The following is a 20,951-nucleotide window of genomic DNA, read 5'->3' as shown; positions in this document are numbered from 1 at the left end:
GCACCCGCACCCGCACCGACACCGAGAGGCGGTCCCGACCGTGACCGACAGCCCCGTCTCCGTGGTGGTCGTCGACGACGAGGGCCTCGTCCGGTCGGGCATCGCCCTGGTGCTCGACGCCTCCCCCGACATCGCGGTCGTCGCGGCCGTGCCGAGCCCCGAGGCGGTCGAGGCGGTCCGCGAGCACGCGCCCGCCGTCGTCCTGCTCGACGTGCGCATGCCGCCGCCCGACGGGTTGACGGTGCTCGCCGCCCTGATGGACCTGCCCGTCCCCCCGGTGGTCGCGATGCTCACGACCTTCGACACCGACGACCTCGTGCTGGAGGCGCTGCACCGCGGTGCGTCCGGGTTCCTGCTCAAGGACACCGATCCCGAGCAGCTCGCCCGCCACGTGCTGACGCTCGCCTCGGGCGGCGTCGTCCTCGCGCCCGGCCTGCGACACCGTCGGCTGTTCCGCGACGCCGGCGACGACTCGCAGACCGCGAGGGTCGCCGGGCTCTCCGCGCGCGAGACGGCCGTGCTGCGCTCCCTGGCGCGCGGCTCGTCGAACGCCGAGATCGGCGTCGAGTGCGGCCTCCCCCTCGGCACCGTCAAGGAGGCGGTCAGCTCGGTCGTCGCCGCGCTCGGGGTCCGCTCGCGGGTGGAGGCCGCGATCGTGGCCGACCGGGCAGGGCTGGTGGACCGAAGGTGAGCGAGAGCGCGGGCGCGGGCCAGGGCCAGGGCGCCAGCCGGGTCGAGCGCGCGGGCACGGACGTCGCCGGGCGGGCAGCCGGTCCGACCGCCCGCGCCGCCCGCCCCTGGCTGTCGGCGCTCGTCGACGTCGCCGTCGCCCTCGGCGCGGGGGCGGGCTCGTCCGTCGTGCTCGTCGACTCCGACCCGGGCAGCGTCGCGCTCGGCGCCGTGGCCTGCGCGGGCCTGCTCGTGCGGCGTCGGCTGCCCTGGGTCAGCCTGCTGCTGACGCTGCCCGCCTTCGCGTGGGCCGACGCGTTCGTGCCCGTGATGGTGGCCCTCTTCACGCTCGGGACGATGCCGTCGCAGCGACGCACGACCGTCGTCGCCGTGGTGCTGTCGGCGCTCGTGCACCTGGTGTCGGTCGACACCTGGGAGTTCCCGGACTTCGTCACCGAGGACGTCGTCGACGCCGCCCTCTACACGGCGGTCCCGGCGTTGCTCGGTGCGTTCCTGCAGGCGCGCCGGTCGCTGGCCGATCAGCTGGGCGCCCTCCGCGCCTCCTCCGCCCGCGAGCGCGAACGCGACGCGCACGACGCGCTCGAGCGCGAGCGCGCCGTCCTCGCCCGGGAGATGCACGACGTGGTCTCGCACCAGGTGAGCCTCATCGCCGTGCAGGCCGGCGCGCTGCAGATGGTCGCCCGCGACGACGAGACCCGCGGGGCCGCGCGCACGATCCGCCGGCTCAGCGTCGCCACCCTCGACGAGCTGCGGTCGATGGTGGAGGTGCTGCGCGCCTCCGGGGGCGACGACCGGGACGCGTCCCCGCAGCCTGCGCTCGTCGACGTGCCCCGGCTGGTCGCCGAGAGCGGGATCGACGCGACCCTCGACCTCTGCCTGCCCGACGACCTGACGAGCGCCCAGCAGCGCGCGCTCTACCGGGCCGTCCAGGAGGGGCTGACGAACGCCCGCAAGCACTCGACCGGGGCCCCGGTCGCGATCAGCGCCCGGGTCGAGGCCGGCACCGTCCTGCTGCACGTCGACGCCGGCCCGGCGAGCGAGCCGCTGCCCGACCTGCCCAGCGCACGCCTGGGCATGACCGGCCTCGGCGAGCGCGCCGAGCTGCTCGGCGGGACCGTCTCGGGCGTCACCCGCGACGACGGCTCGCACCGCCTCACCCTGCAGTTCCCGCTCTGACGCCCGCGAGGGACGCCCGTCGCCTAACGCCGGGGAGAGGGACGCCGATAGTCCCCCGTGCAGAGGACGTCACCGCTCCGCTGCACCACCCGACGACCCCCTGACCGAGGAGGCCCCATGGGCGCGAACGAACTGTCCGCGCTGCTCTGGCGTGAGCGAGAGCTGCTGGAGCTGCTGACCTTCAAGCTGGAGGAGGAGCAGCTGCTGCTCACCGCCGGCCGCACCCGCTGGATCGAGCACGCGACCCGCGAGGTCGAGCAGGTGCTCGAGCGCCTCCGCGAGGCCGGGCTGGCCCGTGCCGTCGAGGTCTCGTCGGTCGCCCAGGAGTGGGGCACGGACGAGGAGGCGCCCCTCCGCGAGATCATCGCCGCGGCTCCCGCAGGCCCCTGGGGAGAGATCTTCACGGCTCACCTGAGGTCGATGACCGACCTCACCGCCCGCATCGCGCAGCTGCGCGACGAGAACGAGCGGTTCCTCCGCGCCGCCGCCCGGGCGACGCAGGAGACCATGGCCACGGCGGCCGACGCGGCCGCCGGCAGCATCTACGACGCCAGCGGCTCGGTCGGGGGCGCCTCGGCGTCGCGCGCCGGACGTGCCGGCGCGGGAGCCGCCTCCGGCAGCCAGGTCTCCGGCGGCCAGCTCTTCGACGGGCGGCTGTGATGGTCAGCACCTTCGGCAGCCTGCACACCGCCTACACCGGCCTCGTCGCCGCCCGCACCGGCATCGACGTGACCGGCCAGAACATCGCCAACGTCAACACCGAGGGCTACACGCGCCAACGCGTCGGCCAGAGCTCGGTCGAGGCCCCGGCCCGGATGGGCCGCTTCAGCGCGGGCGTCGTGCCCGGGCAGGGCGTCGCGGTCGACGCGATCGCCCGCCTCGGCAACGCCGTCGTCGACGGCCAGGTCCGCGGCGCCGCGGCCGCCGCCGGCTACCAGTCGGTGCGCGCGGAAGCGCTGTCCTCCCTCGAGCAGGGCCTCGGCGAGCCGCGCAGCACGGGCATCACCGCCCAGCTCGGCGCCTTCTGGAACTCGTGGAGCGACGTCGGCAGCCACCCCGACCAGACCGGCCCCGCCTCGGTGCTGCTCGGCCAGGCGAAGACCCTCGCTGCGAGCATCGCCTCCGGCCACCAGGCCGTCGAGGACCAGTGGAGCGCCACCCGCGGCACCGCCCAGACCCTCGGCGTCCAGCTGAACGACGCCGCCCGCCAGGTCGCCGACCTCAACGGCCGCATCCGCTCGGCCGTGCAGGACGGCACGAGCGCCAACGAGCTGATCGACGCCCGTGCCCGCCTCACCGAGCAGATCGCCTCGATCGCCGGCGGCACCGTCCGCGACGCCGGCGACGGCACGGTCGACGTCCTGATCGGCGGCAACGCGCTCGTCAGCGGCACCACGGCGCGGAGCGTCGTCGTCGAGGGCGAGTTCGCGATGAGCGCCTCGACCGGCGTGACCGTCGAGTGGGCGCACCGCCCCGGCGACGCCGTGGCCATGGACGGCGGCAGCCTCGCCGGTGCCGTCTCGCTGCTCGGCCCCGCGGCCGGCGGACAGGGCGGCGCCCTCGCCGAGGCCGCCGCGTCGTACGACGCCCTCGCCACGCAGCTCGCGACGCAGGTCAACGCCGTGCACGCCGGCGGCGTCCGCGCCGACGGCCAGCCCGCCGGCCAGTTCTTCGCCCTGGCGCCCGGCGTCTCGGCGGCACGCGGCCTCACGGTCGTGCCGACCGGCGCCTCCTCGATCGCGTCGGGCGGCGGCGCGGGAGCCCTCGACGGCTCCGTCGCGCAGCGCATCGCGCAGATCGGCGTCGGGTCGGGCTCGCCCGACCGCGCCTGGTCGTCGATCGTCGCCGGCATCGGGGCCTCCGCCAAGAGCGAGATGGCCCAGTCGTCGCTCGCCGACCTCGCCGCCTCGTCGGCGAAGAACCGGCAGCTCTCGGGCTCTGGCGTGAGCCTCGACGAGGAGAACGTCTCGCTGCTCAGCTACCAGCACGCCTACCAGGGCGCTGCACGCGTGATGACGGCGATCGACGAGATGCTCGACACGCTGATCAACGGCATGGGCCGGGTCGGGAGGTAGGGACGATGCTGACACGCGTGACGAACCAGATGACGGCGCTGCAGTCGCAGCAGCACCTGCAGGCGGGCTCCGTGCGCCTGGCGCAGGCGCAGGAGCGGGCCACGAGCCTCGACAAGCTGAGCCGCCCCTCCGACGACCCCACCGCCACGGCCGAGGCCCTGCGCGTGAAGAGCCTGCAGTCGGCCCACGCCCAGCACACCCGCAACGTCGCCGACGGCGACGGCTGGCTGAGCACGACCGACTCCGCGCTGATCGCCGCCGACTCGCTGATGGCCAAGGTGCGCGAGCTGACGCTGCAGGGCGCCAACGGCTCGCTGTCCCCGAACGCCAAGGAGGCGGTGGCCGTCGAGCTGGAGGGCCTCAAGGCCGACCTGTTGGGCGTCGCCAACACGAGCATCAACGGCCGCAGCGTCTTCGCCGGCACCTCGGACGCCGGGGTCGCCTTCCGCGCCGACTACAGCTGGACCGGCACCGCCGGCTCCAGCGTCACCCGCCGCATCGGGCCGGAGACGACCGTCGCGGTCGACTCGGACGGCTCCGCCGCGTTCGGCACCGGCGCCTCCTCCGTCTTCGCCCTGATCGACGACATCGCGACCAGCCTCCGCACCGGAGGCGACGTCGCGTCCCACCTGACCACCGTCGACGCCCGTGTGTCCGGCCTGCGCAGCGTGCAGTCCGACATGGGCGCGCGACACGCCCAGCTGCTGAGAGCCGAGGACACCCTGATGGACACGAAGGTCACGCTGGAGGCACAGCGCGCCGGGCTCGAGGACCTCGACCTCGGCCAGGCCGTGCTCGACCTGCAGCTGCAGAACAACTCGTACCAGGCCGCCCTGCAGGTCACCGCGAAGGTGCTGCAGGTCTCGCTGATGGACTTCCTCCGATGAGCGCCGTGACCGCCCCCGTGGCGTTCGTCGCGCCTCCCTTCGGGCTCGAGCCGCTGGTCGACTTCGTCCTCGACGAGGTCGAGGGCGCGACCGGCCTGTTCGCGCTGCGGGCGACGGACACGTCGTCCGAGGTGCGGCTCTACGTGCTCGACGCCGCCGTGCACCTGCCCGACTACTCGCCGGTGCTGACCGACGAGCAGACCACCGGGCTCGACCTGCACGACGCCGCGGAGGCGCTGCTGCTCGTCGTCGCGACCCCCGCGGCCAGCGGCATGACGGTGAACCTGCTCGCGCCGGTCGTCGTCAACACGCGCACCGGCCAGGCCGCGCAGCTCATCCTCGAGGGCCAGGACTGGCCGCTCCGCGCGGAGCTCGCCGCCCGCGCCTGAGCACCGCTCACACGTCACGGTCGGGTGACGGACTCGTCACGGTCGTGCAACGATGCGCCGCACCCGTCGCTCGACCCGCTCCTCCTCGTGTCTGATTGAGGCACGAGGAGGCGCACCCCATGACACGAGACCGGCCCCGACACCGGCCCGCCCGGCGCGCCCGCGTCGTGGTCGCCGGCGCCGCCGTGACGACCTCCCTCGCCCTGCTGCTCGCGGGCTGCACCGGAGGCGACGAGGCGTCCACGGGCACGTCGTCGTCCCGCTCGGCGAGCGACGCCGCCGCACCCGTCGAGACGACGCCGGGCCCCGGTCCGGTCGCGCCGACCACGGACACCACGGCGGTCCGCGTCGCCGACGGAGCCGAGCCGACCGACGTGGCCACCGGCCTCGAGGCCCCCTGGTCGGTCGTGCGGCTCGACACCGGGTCGTCCCTGATCAGCCTCCGCGACAGCGGCCGCGTCGTCGAGCTGACCGGCGACGGGTCGGTCCGCGACGTCGCGACCCTCGACGGCGTCGTGCACCAGGGCGAGTCGGGCCTGCTGGGGCTGGCCGTGCTCGCCGGGTCGCCCTCGTACCTCTACGCCTACCTGACGACCGCCGACGACAACCGCATCGTGCGCGCGCCCCTGACGGGCGAGCCCGGCTCGTACGGGCTCGGCTCCGTCGAGGACGTCTTCACCGGCATCCCGGCCGCCCGCAACCACGACGGCGGCCGCATCGCCTTCGGCCCCGACGGCATGCTCTGGGCGACCACCGGTGACGCCTCCGACGACACCGCGTCGCAGGACGAGACCTCGCTCGGCGGCAAGGTGCTGCGGATGTCGCCGACCGGCGCCGTGCCGAGCGACAACCCGATGCCCGGGTCGCCCGTCTGGAGCCTCGGCCACCGCAACCCGCAGGGCATCGCGTGGGACGCGTGGGGCGGCGGCTGGGTCGCCGAGTTCGGCCAGGACACCTGGGACGAGCTGAACTCCCTCGCCCCGGGCGCGAACTACGGCTGGCCCGAGGTCGAGGGGCGCGGGTCGTCCGGTGCCTCCGGCTCGTCGGGCCGGTTCCTCGAGCCGGTGCTGCAGTGGCGCACCGACCAGGCGAGCCCGAGCGGCCTCACGGCCGTCGGGTCGACCTTGTTCCTCGCGGGGCTCGGCGGCGAGGCGCTCTTCGAGATCCAGGTGCCCGAGGGCGGCGAGGCGACCTCGACCGAGCGGTTCTCGGGCGACGAGTCGCTCGGGCGGATCCGCGACGTGCTGCCGGGGCCGGACGGCACGCTCTGGTTGCTGACGAACAACACCGACGGCCGCGGCGACGCCCGGCAGGGCGACGACCGGATCGTCAGCGTGCCGCTGCAGCCGGTCGACTGAGCGCCGCGGGGGTCCTGCGGGGCCGACCCGCGCCTCCTGCGGGCTGGTCGGTCATCCGCAGCCGCAGCCGCGAAGCGAGACAGATCCTGCTCGGCCGTCACTGGCAGCCCAACTCGCTCGGCCACGATGCGGCGGATCACTCTCAATTTTTGAGAGGCCCGACATCGAAACCGAGAGGACCCGTGCCGAGCGCGCGCCGGACGACCCGAACGAGCACCCTGCGGTTACCCTCGTACTCGATGAGCCAGCACGACTCGAACCCCGGATCCGCGACCGGCAGCACCCGCCCCCGCAGCGTGCCGCCGGGCTCCGACGCGCCCTCGGGCCGCACCTCCCGCCCCGTGCCCGGCGTCGAGCCGATCAGCCTCCGCGCCGCCGTCGACGTGCGGACCGCGGAGGCCCGCCTCACGGCCCTCGGCCAGAGCCGCAGCACCTCCGCCCTGGGCGAGCGCGCCGACCTGCTGCGCACCCTCGGCCGCCTGGACGAGGCCCTGGCCATCGCCGAGGAGGCGTTCCGCCTCGCCCACTTCACCGGCGACCGAGCCGACTCCACGGCGGCGCGCATCCGTCGTGCGCACGTCCTGCGCGAGCAGGGCAAGCTCGAGCGCGCGCTCGGCGACCTGCACACCAGCCGCATCACCGCCTCCACCGAGGAATGGCGCGTGCTCGAGGCCACCGCCGCCGAGCTCGAGGGCTACACGCTCTTCGACCTGGGCCGGTACGACGAGAGCGACGAGGTCCTCACCGCCGCGCTGACGGCCTACGAGCAGGCCGGTGCCGCCCGCGACCGGCTCGACGCGCTCCGCACCGTTATCGAGGGGCTGATGCGGGCCGCGCACGAGGGCCCCGCGCACGCCCGCGAGACCGGCTCGATCACGCCGATCGGCCGGGCCGCGGCGGGCGCCCACGCGGCCGTCGCCTCCCCGCCGGAGGAAGGCGACACGAACCCCTCGGGCCTGCCCCGCGTCGGGGACGGGTCGCCCACGTCCGCTGCCGTCGGGCACGGCGACCAGGGCGAAGGAGGCGCGCAGCAGTCCCCGGAGCACGCGGACGTCCCTGCTCCCGCCTCCGCCGCGCCCGCCCCGACTTCACCCGCGACGCCCGAGTCCGGCGCGACTGCCACGTCGGCCTCGGAGGCCCCTGCCCTGCAGGCCCCTGCGCCGATCGAGCCTGCCCTCGCCGCCGCGATGCGGATCGATCCCGGTGACGCGCCCGCCGCCTCCTCGGCGCCTGCCGCCCCGTCGGAGCCCGTGCTCGACAAGCCGTCGACCCGCGCCGACACCAGCCTCTGGGGCAAGATCTCCAGCCTCGCGGCGAACGCCGCCGGGCACCGCGACCGCGACGGCGAGCGTGCCGTGGTCGTCGACGCACCCGCGGTGGACGACGACGGCGAGCCCCGCCGCGGCGCCACCGGCGTCACCGGGGTCGTCGACGGACTGCCGCGCGACGACGAGCCGACCACCTGGCCGTTCCCGGCGCGCTGACCTGCGCGTCGATGCTGCACCGCACCTCCTCGTGACGCCCCGGGCCGTGCCCTCCCTCGGGAGGCGCTGACCGTGGCCGACCTCGACCGGGTGCGGCGCTGGGCCGACGCCCTGATCGCCCTGCACCTCGACCCTGCCGTGTGGAGCTTCGGCTTCGACGCGGCCAAGACCCGTGCGGGGCTCTGCGACTACGGCAAGAAGCGGATCACCGTCTCCCGGCACCTCGCGGGCAGGTACGAGGACGACGAGATCCACCAGGTGCTGCTGCACGAGGTCGCGCACGCCGTCGCCGGGTCGCGGGCGGGCCACGGTCCGCGCTGGAAGAGCGTCGCGACCGAGCTCGGCTACGTCGGCGGCCGGCTGCACGACGGGGCCATCGCCTCCGAGCTGGCCCCGTGGGTCGGCGTCTGCGCCGCCGGACACGAGCACTTCCGCTACCGGGAGCCGAAGGGCGGATCCCTCTCACATTTGAGAGGGATCCACCCGTCGGCGACCCGGGACTCAGACCCGCGGGGAGTCATCCGCCAGATCTCTCTCGCTTTGCTGCCGCTGCCGCTGCCGCTGCCGCCATGCCCGCAAATGCCGACCGCAGGCCCTCGACACGCCCGGGATTCGCCTCCACACGTGGCGTGTCGCACGTCCGCGGTCGGCATGTGCGGAGCCGCAGAGCAGAGGAGGCGCGGGCCCCGCTGCATAACCAGCTAGGGTGGTCAGATGACGACTGGGCAGTGGCTGCGCTCCGACACCGGCACGCGCTGGTTCTTCGACTCCGGGGCGCTCGCGCTCGACTTCGCGTACCTCGGCGGGTTCCGCGCCGGCTCGCGCCTCGGCCCCGAGTCGGGTCTCGCGCAGCCGATCGACGGCTCGTCGCCCTGGGACGGCCTCCTGCTGCCCGCCGACCTCGACGACTGGCTCGCCGAGCGGTTCCCCGGCATCGGCGGCGGAGCCTCCGACCGCGAGCTCGCGGACGCCCGCGGCCTCCGCGACGCGATCGCCCGGCTGGCCGTCGCCGCGGTCGACGGGGCCTCGCCCGACCCCGGCGACGTCGACATGCTCAACCTGTTCGCCGCGACGCCGGACGTGCCTCCCGCACTCGCCGGGGGACGCCGTCAGGCCGGTGCGGGGCGGCTGCGGCTGGGTCAGGCGCTCGCCTCGGTCGCCCGCGACGGGGTGCGGCTCTTCGACGAGGTGGGGTTCGGCGGCGGGGACGAGTCACGCCTCCGGCGCTGTGCCAACCCGCTGTGCGGTCTCGTCTACCGTGACGAGTCGCGGGCCCGCAGCCGCCGCTGGTGCTCGATGCAGCGCTGCGGCAACCGGGCGAAGGTCCGTGCGCACAGGGCGCGTTCGGCTCAGCGGTGACGCGCCAGCGTCACGCCGAACGCGCCGGGTGAGCCTGCGAACCCGGGTCGGCTCAGCGGTGACGCGCCAGCGTCACGCCGAACCCCCGGGTGAGCCTGCAGCCCGCACGCCCCCACACCACACCCCCGAACGAGCAGCACACCCTCGGATTCGGGGGTGTGCTGCTCGTTCGGGGGTGTGAGGCGACAGGTGCGCCTACTCGACGACCTGCACGTCCTTCCAGAACGCGACGTAGCCGGTGTAGTCCTTGCCGACGCGGTCGAACGACGCGGGGATCGGCGTCGGGTAGCTCCACGCGCGGTCCTGCAGGAGCGTCTCGCCGTCCTTCACGCTGAAGTACTGGGTGTCGCCCTTCCACGGGCAGTGGTACTGGGTGGGGCTCTTCTCGAAGAGCTCGTCGTTGACGCTCGCGGGCGGGAAGTACCAGTTGCCCTCGATCGAGATCAGCTCGTCCTTCGGGGCCTCGGCCACCACGGTGCCGTCGCTCAGAACTGCCTTCATCGTCCACTCCTCTGGTCGGGGGCTCGGTCGGCCCGCGTGCTGAGCAGAACGCTACGCCGACTCGCTCTGTTCCCCGTGCGAACGGTGCGTGCCCGGGGCACCGCCGTCGGCGGCCGCACCGCCGACTCGGCCGGTCGCCTCGGCCACGAAGGGCACGCGGTGCACCGTCGCGACCGCGGCCGGCGTGCGGGCCGCGACCAGCGCCTCCTCGCGTCCGGTCGCCGCGAGCTCGACAGCGGACGAGGAGGCGGTCAGCAAGTGGGACTGCGCCCCCCGCAGCGAGACGGCGGCGGCGCACGCGACGGCGGCCTCGGGCGACGAGAAGTCGATGCCGGAGGCGGCGAGCGCGTCGACCACGGCCCCCGCGGCGAGGACGTCCTCGACGGCGGACCGGAACCCGTCGTCGTCGAGCGCTCCCGCGGCGACCACGGCCACGACCGCGCGGTCGCCCCGCTCGGTCTGGCGCGCGAGGACCCGGCGGGCGACGTCGGCCGAGGAGGCGGCGGTCGCGTGCAGCACGAGCGCCTCGGCGTCCGAGACGGCGGCGACCGCGTCGAGCACGTCGACCGTCGAGAGCAGGCCGTGCCCGTCGAGGACGTCGACCACGACCACGACGTGCGCCCCGGACGCGACGCGGGCCGCACCGGCGACGCCCTGGTCGAGGCGGACCTGGTACTTGGACTGGTGCGGCTTCTGCTGCTGCGGTTCCTGCTGGTGCGAGGCCGTCTGCTGCGGGGTCGTCTGCGGAGCTGTCACCTCCTCAGGGTAGGTCGGGGCGCCTCCTCGGCTCAGCGGGTTGCGCCGCGTTACGCGCCGCGTCCTCGCCTCGGGCCTCTCACTGTTCAGGAGATCGCGACCCGCACCTCCTGGACCGTGCACGACTCAGGACAGCGAGTCACCCCGGTGCGCGACTCAGGAGCGAAGTTCCTGGATGAGGAGAGGAGAGCCGAGCAGGCCCGCCGCGCCCGCCGCCCAGCCCACGGGAGCAGACTCGTCCGCATGCACGTGCAGCTCAAGATCCGACTCGCCTGTCCCGTCGACGCCGCGGCCGACGCCCTGCGCGACCCCGCCGTCATGGTCGCCGTGACCAAGCCGCTGGTGCGCTACCGCTCGCTCGCGCCCGGGGGCTTCCCCGACCGCTGGACCGAGGAGGCGCACCCCGTGACCGCACACATCCTGGGCCTGCTGCCCCTCGGCGACACGCACGTCGACCTCGACTGGCACGACCGTGACGGCGCCTGGATCCAGCGCGACACCGGGAAGGGCACCGCCGGCCAGTTCTCGCGGATGCGCATCGACCACCGCATGGCCGTCTCACCGCTGGGCCCAGACGAGACCCTGCTGCGCGACCGCCTGGTCTTCCACGCCGGGCCGATCGGCATCGCGCTCTGGCCCGGGCTCTGGCTCGTCTGGCAGTGGCGCGCGCTCCGGATGCGCGCCCTCGCGCCGGGCTGGCGCGCACCCGAGGCGCACCCGCGGCACGCAGGCTGACCGCGAGGGCCGGGGCGTGACGCGCCCGGCCCCTCCTGCTCCTACTCCTTCGGCTGCTCGTCGACGGCGACGTCCACGTGGTAGTCCTCGCCGCCGTCGGTGCTGATGGTCACGAGCGAGTCGTAGACGACGTCGTAGCCCGGCGTGTTCACGTCGCAGTGGACCTCCCCACCGTCCACCACGTCGATCGCCTCGTCGCCGCAGTCGACGTCGGGCCGGGTGCCGACGGACTCCTCCAGGCCGTCCGCCACGGTCGTGGCGAACTTGTCGGCCGACACGGTCCGGTTCGCCTCGACGGTGCAGCCGGCGAGGCCGGCGGCCAGCACGGCGATCGTGACGACGCTGCCAGCGGTGTGCAGTGCTCGCATGGTGTTCCCCCTCGTTCCGGGGAACGCCCCTCGCTCCCCGTCGTCGAGTCTGGCACCGACACAGTGCGCCCGGACTACCGTCGCCCGCGTGACCGACCCGACCCCCGCCTCCTCGTCCCCCACCTCCCCGTCCTCCACCGCCGCAGGCGACGCCGGCGCGGCTGCGCCGCTCGTGCCCGACACCGACTCGGGCCTCGCGCTGGCCGCGTGGCGCCGGACGATCCACGGGCTGTACCGGCAGGTGCGCGAGGCGACCGACCTCGAGGCGGCGCACGACCTGTGGCGGCGCACCCGCGACGAGCTCTTCACGACGAACCCGGTCACGCCGCTGCTCCCCGAGGACAGGCCGCACTTCACGGGCCTGCCGACGAAGCCGTACGACGCCGCCTGGCGCTTCGAGGTGCCGATCCTGCCCGCGGAGCCGCACCGCATGGTCGTCGAGACGGGCACCGACGGCGACGTGCCCTTCGACCGGGTCGGCCGGGTCGAGGTGCCGGGCGTCGGCTCGCTCGACGTCTGGCGGCTGCGCTCGTACGGGGGCGGCCTGTTCGTCCCGGTCGGGGACGCGCTCGCCGGCAAGCCGGGCGGCACGTACGGAGGTGGTCGGTACCTGATCGACTCCGTCAAGGGCGCCGACCTCGGGCCGGGCTCGGAGCCGGGCACGATCGTGCTCGACTTCAACTTCGCCTACAACCCGAGCTGCGCCTACGACCCCGCGTGGGCCTGCCCGCTCGCGCAGCCCGGCAACCGCGTGGCCGTCGAGATCCCCGTCGGCGAGCGGTACTCGGGGGCGCACTGAGCCCCGGCACGGACGGTGCGGCAGGGGCAGGACGACCTGTCCGCTAGCGTGGCCCCATGACCGCGACGACGCCGCCCGACGGCTCCTCCTCCGCGCCGCCGGCACCCTCGTCGCCCGAGGTCGTGACGGAGGCGCTGCTCGTGCTCGGCCGCGACCCCGCGAACCCGTTCACGGTCGCCGTCGAGGGCGACAGGATCGTCGCCACCTGGGTGTACCAGGACGCCCGGGGCATGTTCGGCAACAGCCGCTCCAGCTACCGGCTGCGCATCACGCTGCTGCCTGAGACCCATGAGTACAAGCGGTCGGAGATCAACACCGAGCGCAGCGTCGGGACGGCGTCCGGCTCGTACACGTTCAACTCGGCGAAGGTGGTCGGTCCCGTCAAACGGACCCTCGCCGCACACGGCTGGCACCGTCGGAGGACGGCCCTCGGCAAGGCCATCCGCAGCCTCTTCTCCTAGGCCTCCGCGCCCGCCCGGCGTGCGCGCCCTGCCTGCGCGGCCCGCGCCTCCTCGCGTGCCCGCGCCGCACCTCCTCGCGTGCCCGCACCGCACCTCCTCGCGTTCTGCGACGAGTGCCGCTAAGCTGGGGTCACTTGCGAGTCGGCCCGACCGGCTCCCTGCGTCGTAGCACGCCCCTCCTCGCCTCTCGCCCTGGCACACACCCAGGCACCCAGCAGGCGCGCGAAGCTCACTCTGCGGCGAAACGATCGTGCACACCTGCACCGTCGCCACACCTCGAGCCCGGCTACGACAGCCGCTCACCGGCTCTGCACCGCCGTTCTCCGGAACCCCACGACCACGCGTCGGGGCGACCGAGACGCGTGGCCCGCAGCCTCGGCCCGGCTCGACACCTGCCCCTGAAAGGCACGCATGTCACTCACCACCGACTCCCCCGTCGTCCCGGCCGCCGACGCGACCGACGCGCCCGCCGTCTCGTTCGCCTCCCTCGGGGTCCCCGCCCCGATCGTCTCCGCCCTCGCGAAGGACGGCAAGGAGAACGCGTTCCCGATCCAGGTCGACACGCTCCCCGACACCCTCGGCGGACGCGACGTCCTCGGCCGCGGCAAGACCGGCTCGGGCAAGACCCTCGCCTTCTCCATCCCGATGGCCGCCCGCCTCGGCGGCAAGCTCGCCGGCGGCAAGCGCCGCCCCGGCCGCCCGCTCGGCCTCGTGCTCGCCCCGACCCGGGAGCTCGCCACGCAGATCGACGCCGTCCTGGCGCCGATGGCGGCCGCGTACGGCATGAACACCACCACGATCTTCGGCGGCGTCTCGCAGAACCGCCAGGTCCAGGCCCTCAAGTCGGGCGTCGACATCGTCATCGCCTGCCCCGGTCGCCTCGAGGACCTGATGAAGCAGGGCTTCATCAAGCTCGACGCCGTCGAGATCACCGTGCTCGACGAGGCCGACCACATGGCCGACCTGGGCTTCCTGCCCGGCGTCACCCGCATCATGAAGGCCACCCCGAACGACGGCCAGCGCCTGCTCTTCAGCGCGACCCTCGACAACGGCGTGGACAAGCTGGTCAAGCAGTTCCTCCACAACGAGGTGCTGCACTCGGTCGACGAGGCCAACTCGCCCGTCGCCGCGATGACCCACCACGTCTTCGAGACGCCCGACCTCGACAGCAAGAACGCCCTCGTGCAGAAGCTCGCCTCGGGCAAGGGCCGCCGCATCCTCTTCATGCGCACCAAGCACCACGCCAAGAAGCTCGCCAAGAAGCTGACCGAGGCCGGCATCCCCTCGGTCGACCTGCACGGCAACCTGTCGCAGCCGCAGCGCGACCGCAACCTCGCCGCGTTCCAGGACGGCTCGGCTCGCGTGCTCGTCGCCACCGACGTCGCCGCCCGCGGCGTGCACGTCGACGACATCGAGCTCGTGATCCACGTCGACCCGCCCACCGAGCACAAGGCGTACCTGCACCGCTCGGGCCGCACCGCCCGTGCCGGGGCCGAGGGCGACGTCGTCACCCTCGTCATCCCCAGCCAGAAGCGCGACGTCGCGCAGCTGATGAAGAAGGCCGACATCAAGCCGACCACCACGGCCGTCACGACCTCCTCCCCCGAGGTCGCGGCGCTCGTCGGCGAGGTCGCCGCGTACGTGAAGCCCCTGCCGAAGTCGGCCGTCCAGCAGCAGCAGGGCGGCAACGGCGGAGGCGGCGGAGGTCGCTCGCAGGGCGCCAACGCCCAGCGCAAGCGCGCCGCTCGCCAGGACAGCACCGGCGCCCCGATCGCTCGTGCCGACCGCTCGGGTCGTCCCGCTGCGGGCGGCGGGCGTGCAGGAGGCGCGGGTCGCGACGGCGGGCCCGCCCGCTCGGGCGGTCGTGACGGGGCACCCCGTGGCGGTCGTGACGGCGGTCGCTCGCGCGACGCTGCTCCCCGCGGCGGCGCCTCGACGTTCTACTCGACCGAGTCGGGCCGCGGCGCGGTGTCGCCGGTGCGCGACGGCGGCGCTCGTGACGGCGGCGCCCGCGACGGCGCTGCCCGCGACGCCGAGGCTCGCGGCACCCGCCAGCCCGGACGCCGCGCCCAGAGCGACGGCGGCCAGAGCCGCACGAACGCCGTGCGCAACGACCAGGCCGACTTCGCGGCGTCGCAGGGCGAGCGTTCGCAGGGCGGTCGCTCCGGCGGCGGCTCGCGTCGCGCCTCCTCGGACGGCGGTCGCCCCGGCGGCCTCAAGGTCGGCGGACTCGTCGGCGGCAAGCCCCGCAGCGGCGGCGGCCAGCGCGGCGGCCGTTAGGCCCCACGCACCACCTGCACCCACGCCCCCGGGCGGCGCCACCGCGCCGCCCGGGGGCGTCGCGCTGCGCCCGCGCTGCGCTCCCGCGCGCCCGCGCCCGCGCGCCCGCCCGCGAGAACTGCACTTCCGGACCCGCAGGGGGTGCAGCGCCGCGCGCTGCACCCCCGAACCCGCACAACACCTGCAGAACCGCTGGTGCAGTGCCGGACAGGGGGTGCACCGCCCGGCGGGGACCACGCGCTCGGGCGGTACCGCCTCAGCAGACGCCCGCGCGGGCGAGCTTCCGGAGGAGCGGCTCGACCGCGAGCGCCTCCGCCCAGCCCCAGCGCACGACGGTGCGGACGCCGGGCAGTGCACGCAGGGCGTCCTCCCGCAGCTTCTCGTCGACGACGACCTGCTCGGCGGTGCGCCCTGCGCGCATCGCGGCGTCCCCGTACTTCACCTCTCCGTCGAACTCGCCGATCACCCCGCAGCACGGCCACCAGAAGTCGACGAACCCCACGAGCGACCCCTCGGCCGGCAGACGGGCCTGCAGCTCGGGTCGCGTCAACCCCGCGGAGTGCATCGCGGCGCGGCTGATCGACTCCCCGGGCGACTCGGCTCGCCCGTCGGCGAAGGCCACGGAGGCGGCGGCCCGCCGGCTGCCCTGCGCACGACCGTGCTCGGCGAGGACCCCCTCGAGGTCTTCTCGGGAGAACGCGCCGACGGCGAGACCGTGGTCGAGCACGACGACCCCGCTACGGAGGTCCCGTCGGCGGACGACGTCGACCGCTGCCCGTCGCGCCAGCACCGCCGGCAGCCCCTGGACCACGCAGGTCTCGTCGTCCCGCAGGGCCACGGCATGTCGGTGCACGGTCGAGCTGACCTTGGTGCGCGGGCGTCCCCGGGACACGACGTGCACCCGCGTCGGCCACTCGCCCAGCAGCGGGAAGCCCTGCAGCGCCAGGGCCGACTCGTGCGACACGAACGTGTCCGGCCCGAGCCGCGGCACGACCGCGTGCACGCGGGCCGCGTGCCGCTCTGCGCGGGTCAGGGCGGCCCACTCGTCGGCGCGGACGTACGCCCCTGCGGTCAGGCGGACGAGGCGCCCGCGCCGGGCGTCGCGCTCGAGGGTCGAGCTGTCGCCCCCGTCGGCCACGACCTCCTGCCGGAGGATGAGCAGTCCTGACATCTCACGCACGAGATGAGCATGTCGCAGGCGGTCCTCGGGGCGCGACCCGCGCCTCCTCGGCTGTGGACAAGTCGCCCGCCGCACCCTCGGTTCCAGGGGTGCAGCGCTGGTTCAGGGGTGCAGCGATGCCGCCGGCAGCGCAGCGCGCTAGTGCAGCGCGCCGACCGAGGCGAGCGCGCTCCGCAGCAGCGCTCCGCGCCCGCCCTCCATCTCGCCGGCGACGTCGTCCGACGCGGCCTGGTGCGGCGTCAGCCAGGTGAGCTCGAGCGCGTCCTGGCGGGGGTCGCAGGTGCCGGTGACGGGCACGACGTACGCGAGCGACACGGCGTGCTGGCGGGCGTCCGTGTAGACCGACGAGCCCGGCAGCGGGAAGTACTCGGCGACCTGGAAGGGCACCGGCGACGGCGGCAGCTGCGGGAACGCCATCGGCCCGAGGTCCTTCTCGAGGTGGCGGAACAGCGCCGTCCGCAGGCTCTCGCCGTACATCACGCGCCCCGAGACGAGCATCCGCGAGATCGACCCCTCCTCGGAGGCGCGCAGCAGCACCCCGACCTCGGTCACGACGCCCATGCCGTCGGTCCGCACCGGCACCGCCTCGACGTAGAGGATCGGCATGCGCTGCCGGATCGTGTACAGCTCCTCCTCGGACAGCCAGCCCGGGTTGGGGTCGCCGGGCGTGGGGTCGGGGGTCTGCACGGAGCTCATGGCCCCTGTCTACTAGGCCTTCGTCACGGTCGGGTGACGAAACGCTCTCCGAGCCCCGAGGAGGCGCGCGTCCCGCCAGCCCGTCTGGCAGGGTCGAGGCATGGTCACGATCGATCCCGCCCTCGTCCGCTGGTCCGTCGAGGAGCCCGACCGGGCCGGGCGGCCGCTCGTCGTGCTGCTGCACGGCGTCGGGTCGCACGAGGGCGACCTGATCGGGCTCGCCCCCTACCTGCCGCAGAACGTCGTGCTCGCGTCGCTGCGCGCCCCGATGCCGCACGGCGACGGCTTCTCCTGGTACCCGCTCAGCACGCCGGGCGCACCGTCGGCGGGCGCCGTGGACGACGCCGCGGAGGCGGTGCTCGCCTGGCTCGACTCGCTCGGCGACGCGCACCCCTCGGTCAGCCTGCTCGGCTTCTCGCAGGGCGGCTCGCTGTCGCTGCAGCTGCTGCGCCACGCTCCTCGCCGCTTCGAGTTCGCCGCGGTGCTGGCGGGCTTCGTCGTGCCGACCGCCTCCGACGCCGACCCCGACACCGCGGCCGCGTCCGCTGCCCGTGACGAGGCCCTCGCCGAGGTCCGACCGCCCGTCTTCTACGGTCGGGGCGACGTCGACTCGATCATCCCGGTCGCCGCGGTCGAGCGCACCTCCGCCTGGCTCGAGGCGCACGCCGACGCCGAGCAGACCGTCTACCCGGGCCTCGCGCACGGCGTCTCGCAGGAGGAGCTCGCCGACCTCGTCGCGTTCATGTCGCGGGTCACGGCTCCCGCGGTGCTCGACGGCGCGGGCGAGGCGCCCGTAGCCTGAGGCGCAGCCCGGCCCCAGAGGCCGAGCCCGGCCTGCCGAGCGTCGACCGCCGAGGAGGCGCGCCCCGCCCCGGCAGACCGCCCGCCACTCGAGGAGGCACCATGACCACGATCGCCGTCACCGGCTCCGTCGTCCACCGGCACCGCGCCGAGCGGGGGGTCGTGCACCTGTCGCTCGTCGCCGAGGGCACCGACCGTGCGGCCGTCGTCGCCGAGGCCGAGTCGCTGCACGCGCAGGTCTCCGAGCAGGCCACGGGGCACCGACGGCAGGGTGCCGCCACCTGGTGGAGCGCGCAGGACGTGACCGTGGGCCCCGTGGCCCCGCCGGTCCGCTGGGACGCGGACGGCACCTCCTCGGCTCCCGACCCCGACCTGCCCGCCCGCTTCCGGGCGCGATCGGTCGTCGTCGTGCGGTTCAGCGACTTCGCGGCGCTCTCGGCCTGGGTGTCCGAGCTGGCCCGCGTCGACGGTGTCTCGGTCGACGCGCTCGAGTGGTCGCTCGGCCACGACTCGCGGGCGGAGGCCGAGCGGGCGGCCCGTGTCGCGGCCGTGGCCGACGCGGTGACGCGAGCGGGCGACTACGCCGAGGCGCTGGGCCTGTCGCAGCCCGTGCTCGTCGCCGTCTTCGAGCCCGGACTGCGCCCCGGGGCGGCGGGCGGCGCGACGACGTTCGGCCTCGCCCGCGCCGCGATGTCGCCCGCGGGAGGCGGTGGCGGCTTCGACCTCGCCCCCGCCGACATCGAGGTGCACGCCGAGATCAGCGCCGACTTCACGGCGTAGGTCGCGGGCGTCGCCGGAGCGGGGCGGAGCTGGCCTACAGCTTCTTGCTCCACGCCCCCTCGTGCTCGAACGGCACGAATCCCACGGCCTCGTTGACGTCGAGCATCGGCCGGTTCTCCTCCGCGTTGAAGGTGAACACCGCGGGGTGCCCAGGTCGCTCGGCCTGCAGGAGGTCGGTCGTGGCGACCTTGAGCAGCCAGCCGAGCCGGTGACCTCGGTGCTCGCGCAGCACGAGGGTGTCCTGCTGGAACGCTGGTCGCGCGCGGTCGGCCGGCGCCTCGACCTGGCTGAACCCGACGAGCCGGCCGGAGGCGACGTGCTCGACCACCGCCGTGAACCGGGTGCGCGGACCGGAGAGCGAGCGCTCCTCCTCGTCGCGCCAGCGCTCAGCGGTCCAGACGTCCTCCGGCTCGTCGAGGCCGCCGGCGGGGGCGTCCGTGCTCATCCGCGTCTCGAGCGCGGCGAGGTCGTCGACCCAGCGCCCGGGCGAACGGCCGACCCACGTGTGCAGGCGGTAGGCGTCGCCCGCGGCCGACCGGGCGCGCTCGCGGACCGTGCCGAGCGCCTCCTCGTCCGGGGGCAGCGGCAGCCGGCTGCAGCGCATCACCTGGCCGAGCGCCCACCCCCGCGCGAGCAAGAACTGCACCTCGCCGTTCTCGCGCGGCACGGACCCGGCATCGGTGGGGGGAAGGAGGCGCGGCTCGCCCTCGCCCCGGGAGCGCACGTAGGCGATCACCTGCGTCCGCCCCTCGGCGCGGGCGAGCTGCTCGAGGTGCTCGGCCAGCAGCGTGCCGTGGCCGCGGCGGCGGGCCTCGGGCAGCACCGACACGTCGAGCCACGCAGTCGTCGCCGCGTCGCCCTCCCGTCGCGTCTCGTACCAGCCGACCGCGACGAGGCGGCCCTGCTCGCGCACGCCGAAGAGCCGGTGGTCGCTGTGCACCTCGTCGAGCAGGTGGGGGAGCTGCTCGTCGGGCTCCCACGAGAGCTCGTCGGAGCCGATCGCGGCGCGGCGGACGGCGTTCTCGAGGTCGACGGCGGCGACGTAGTCGGCGGCAGCGGGTGCGTCGGCGGCGTCCGGCGACACGGACGCGGGGAAGGGGATCTGCTCGACGACGGCGTGCGTCGGCGTCTCGACGGCGTGCGTCGGCGTCTCGGGGACGGGCTCGCGGCCGGGCTCGGCGGTGGAGGTCATCGTGGTCTCTCGGGCCGCGGGGGCGTGCGGCGGGGACGCACCGCCCGGTCCGGGCAGCCGACCAGACTAGCTCGTGCGGAGGCGGGCGCACCAGCCCCCTGACCCGGCTCCGCCGCGGGGCGTAGACCGGGACGATGACCGACGACGACCTGCTCTCCCGCCACGACCTCGACCGCTTCGTCGACGCCCAGGAGGCGGACGGCACGTACGACCACGCGCTGCGGGAGCTGCGCGCCAGCCGCAAGCGCGGCCACTGGATGTGGTTCGTGTTCCCGCAGGCGGCCGGGCTGGGGACCAGCGCGACCTCGCGGCGCTTCGCCCTCGAGACGGTCGGTGCCGCCCGGGCGTTCCTCGCGCACCCGGTGCTCGGCCCGCGCCTCCTCGACTGCGTCGACGCCCTGCTCGAGCTGCCCGACGGTGCCGACGCTCCCTCCGCCGCAGACGTGCTCGGCGAGGTCGACGCGATGAAGCTGCACTCGTCGCTGACGCTCTTCGCCCAGGCGGACCCCTCCGAGGAGCGCTTCGCCCGCGCGCTCGGCCGGTTCTTCGACGGGACGCTCGACCCGGCGACGCTCGAGCGGCTCTGAGCCGCCGCACCCGTCCCGAACTCGCTGCCGCCTGCCCGGGCACAGCTGCCGGCCGCTGGCCGCTGGCCGCAAATGCCGACCATCTGGCCTCGAAACCGCATCCAGCGACCGGAAAAGCCACTATTGCGGGCTCTCCGGTCGGCATTTGCTGCACTGACAGTCGGCGGCGGTGGCGTTCGCGGTCGGTGTCCGCAGGCGGCGCGGCCCGCGTCCGCTGTTCCGGGGTCGACGCCTGCGGCAGGCGCGGCCCGCGGCGGCGGGAAGCGGCAAAAGCCGACCACCTGGCCTCGAAACCGCATCGGGCGGCCGGAATTGCCACTATTGCGGGCTCTCCGGTCGGCTTTTGCAGCTTCCGGCGGCAGCGGCAGACAGGAGGCGCGGGGCGCCCTGCCCAGGC

Annotated in this window: 22 protein-coding genes and 1 pseudogene; 17 read left to right on the top strand and 6 right to left on the bottom strand. The window is 74.9% G+C overall.

The features are described from left to right. Positions 1-40 precede the first annotated feature (40 nt). The 10 genes and pseudogenes from IFT90_RS01330 to IFT90_RS01285 all read left to right on the top strand — a co-directional run bounded on the left by IFT90_RS01330 (position 41) and on the right by IFT90_RS01285 (position 9,418). Positions 41-691: a response regulator gene (locus IFT90_RS01330; protein WP_371741027.1), complete on the top strand. Its 651-nt coding sequence runs from the start codon at positions 41-43 to the stop codon at positions 689-691. Next, positions 688-1,866 carry a sensor histidine kinase gene (locus IFT90_RS01325; RefSeq protein WP_371812041.1) on the top strand — a complete coding sequence of 393 codons (1,179 nt, stop codon included), beginning with the start codon at positions 688-690 and terminating at the stop codon, positions 1,864-1,866. The genes IFT90_RS01330 and IFT90_RS01325 overlap by 4 nt, the downstream gene beginning before the upstream one ends. Positions 1,867-1,983: 117 nt before the next feature. Further along, on the top strand, positions 1,984-2,526 hold the full coding sequence (locus tag IFT90_RS01320; protein ID WP_123547621.1) for a flagellar protein FlgN: 543 nt from the start codon (positions 1,984-1,986) through the stop codon (positions 2,524-2,526). Then, positions 2,526-3,941, top strand: coding sequence for a flagellar hook-associated protein FlgK (gene flgK, locus IFT90_RS01315; RefSeq protein ID WP_192041373.1), 1,416 nt, complete (start codon positions 2,526-2,528; stop codon positions 3,939-3,941). Before IFT90_RS01320 ends, flgK begins: the two co-directional genes overlap by 1 nt. Before the next feature lie 17 nt (positions 3,942-3,958). Further along, on the top strand, positions 3,959-4,828 hold the full coding sequence (locus IFT90_RS01310) for a flagellin (protein ID WP_370544925.1): 870 nt from the start codon (positions 3,959-3,961) through the stop codon (positions 4,826-4,828). Then, on the top strand, positions 4,825-5,217 hold the full coding sequence (fliW, locus tag IFT90_RS01305; protein ID WP_133738192.1) for a flagellar assembly protein FliW: 393 nt from the start codon (positions 4,825-4,827) through the stop codon (positions 5,215-5,217). Before IFT90_RS01310 ends, fliW begins: the two co-directional genes overlap by 4 nt. A 119-nt stretch (positions 5,218-5,336) precedes the next feature. After that, positions 5,337-6,575, top strand: a complete 1,239-nt coding sequence (locus tag IFT90_RS01300) for a sorbosone dehydrogenase family protein (RefSeq protein WP_192040669.1) — start codon at positions 5,337-5,339, stop codon at positions 6,573-6,575. 239 nt (positions 6,576-6,814) lie between these two features. Beyond that, complete coding sequence (locus IFT90_RS01295) at positions 6,815-8,059, top strand: tetratricopeptide repeat protein (protein WP_192040668.1); 1,245 nt, start codon at positions 6,815-6,817, stop codon at positions 8,057-8,059. A 72-nt stretch (positions 8,060-8,131) separates the two neighbouring features. After that, positions 8,132-8,506, top strand: a pseudogene (locus IFT90_RS16760) (SprT-like domain-containing protein); the annotation flags it as partial. 267 nt (positions 8,507-8,773) lie between these two features. Continuing rightward, positions 8,774-9,418, top strand: a complete 645-nt coding sequence (locus IFT90_RS01285) for a CGNR zinc finger domain-containing protein (RefSeq protein WP_192040666.1) — start codon at positions 8,774-8,776, stop codon at positions 9,416-9,418. A gap of 195 nt (positions 9,419-9,613) precedes the next feature. Here the strand turns inward: IFT90_RS01285 and IFT90_RS01280 are convergent, their stop codons facing one another. Then, positions 9,614-9,919, bottom strand: a complete 306-nt coding sequence (locus IFT90_RS01280) for a DUF427 domain-containing protein (RefSeq protein WP_123547613.1) — start codon at positions 9,917-9,919, stop codon at positions 9,614-9,616. Positions 9,920-9,970: 51 nt separating this feature from the next. Next, positions 9,971-10,675 (bottom strand): hypothetical protein, encoded by a 705-nt coding sequence (locus IFT90_RS01275; RefSeq protein WP_192040665.1) that lies wholly within the window; start codon positions 10,673-10,675, stop codon positions 9,971-9,973. Between the two features lie 243 nt (positions 10,676-10,918). Here IFT90_RS01275 and IFT90_RS01270 point away from each other — a divergent pair, with 243 nt between their 5' ends. Further along, positions 10,919-11,410, top strand: coding sequence for a hypothetical protein (locus IFT90_RS01270; RefSeq protein WP_192040664.1), 492 nt, complete (start codon positions 10,919-10,921; stop codon positions 11,408-11,410). A gap of 41 nt (positions 11,411-11,451) precedes the next feature. Here IFT90_RS01270 and IFT90_RS01265 read toward each other — a convergent pair whose 3' ends face one another. Then, entirely contained in the window at positions 11,452-11,778 is a 327-nt protein-coding gene (locus tag IFT90_RS01265) for a DUF4333 domain-containing protein (protein ID WP_192040663.1), read from the bottom strand. A 172-nt stretch (positions 11,779-11,950) separates the two neighbouring features. Between IFT90_RS01265 and IFT90_RS01260 the strand changes: the two genes are divergently transcribed. From IFT90_RS01260 to IFT90_RS01250, 3 genes are all read left to right on the top strand, one after another. Continuing rightward, on the top strand, positions 11,951-12,577 hold the full coding sequence (locus tag IFT90_RS01260; RefSeq protein WP_146903578.1) for a DUF1684 domain-containing protein: 627 nt from the start codon (positions 11,951-11,953) through the stop codon (positions 12,575-12,577). A 56-nt stretch (positions 12,578-12,633) separates the two neighbouring features. Next, positions 12,634-13,038 (top strand): hypothetical protein, encoded by a 405-nt coding sequence (locus tag IFT90_RS01255; RefSeq protein WP_192040661.1) that lies wholly within the window; start codon positions 12,634-12,636, stop codon positions 13,036-13,038. 411 nt (positions 13,039-13,449) lie between these two features. Next, positions 13,450-15,318 (top strand): DEAD/DEAH box helicase, encoded by a 1,869-nt coding sequence (locus IFT90_RS01250; protein ID WP_192040660.1) that lies wholly within the window; start codon positions 13,450-13,452, stop codon positions 15,316-15,318. A gap of 256 nt (positions 15,319-15,574) precedes the next feature. On the opposite strand, the gene IFT90_RS01245 is transcribed toward IFT90_RS01250, so the two are convergent. Both IFT90_RS01245 and IFT90_RS01240 read right to left on the bottom strand, forming a co-directional pair. After that, on the bottom strand, positions 15,575-16,489 hold the full coding sequence (locus tag IFT90_RS01245) for a hypothetical protein (protein ID WP_192040659.1): 915 nt from the start codon (positions 16,487-16,489) through the stop codon (positions 15,575-15,577). A 147-nt stretch (positions 16,490-16,636) separates the two neighbouring features. After that, entirely contained in the window at positions 16,637-17,194 is a 558-nt protein-coding gene (locus IFT90_RS01240) for an NUDIX hydrolase family protein (protein ID WP_146902586.1), read from the bottom strand. 100 nt (positions 17,195-17,294) lie between these two features. Between IFT90_RS01240 and IFT90_RS01235 the strand changes: the two genes are divergently transcribed. Beyond that, entirely contained in the window at positions 17,295-17,996 is a 702-nt protein-coding gene (locus IFT90_RS01235) for an alpha/beta hydrolase (RefSeq protein ID WP_192040658.1), read from the top strand. 101 nt (positions 17,997-18,097) lie between these two features. Continuing rightward, on the top strand, positions 18,098-18,775 hold the full coding sequence (locus tag IFT90_RS01230; RefSeq protein ID WP_192040657.1) for an SIMPL domain-containing protein: 678 nt from the start codon (positions 18,098-18,100) through the stop codon (positions 18,773-18,775). A gap of 34 nt (positions 18,776-18,809) precedes the next feature. Here the strand turns inward: IFT90_RS01230 and IFT90_RS01225 are convergent, their stop codons facing one another. Further along, entirely contained in the window at positions 18,810-19,967 is a 1,158-nt protein-coding gene (locus tag IFT90_RS01225; RefSeq protein WP_192040656.1) for a GNAT family N-acetyltransferase, read from the bottom strand. Between the two features lie 134 nt (positions 19,968-20,101). Here IFT90_RS01225 and IFT90_RS01220 point away from each other — a divergent pair, with 134 nt between their 5' ends. Beyond that, positions 20,102-20,554, top strand: coding sequence for a DUF1810 domain-containing protein (locus IFT90_RS01220; RefSeq protein ID WP_192040655.1), 453 nt, complete (start codon positions 20,102-20,104; stop codon positions 20,552-20,554). The last annotated feature ends 397 nt before the right edge of the window (positions 20,555-20,951 follow it).

The organism is Frigoribacterium sp. CFBP 8766, assembly GCF_014841435.1.
GTDB lineage: Bacteria > Actinomycetota > Actinomycetes > Actinomycetales > Microbacteriaceae > Frigoribacterium.
Note: the sequence above shows the minus strand (reverse complement) of the source record. Positions and strands in the feature narration are given on the sequence as shown.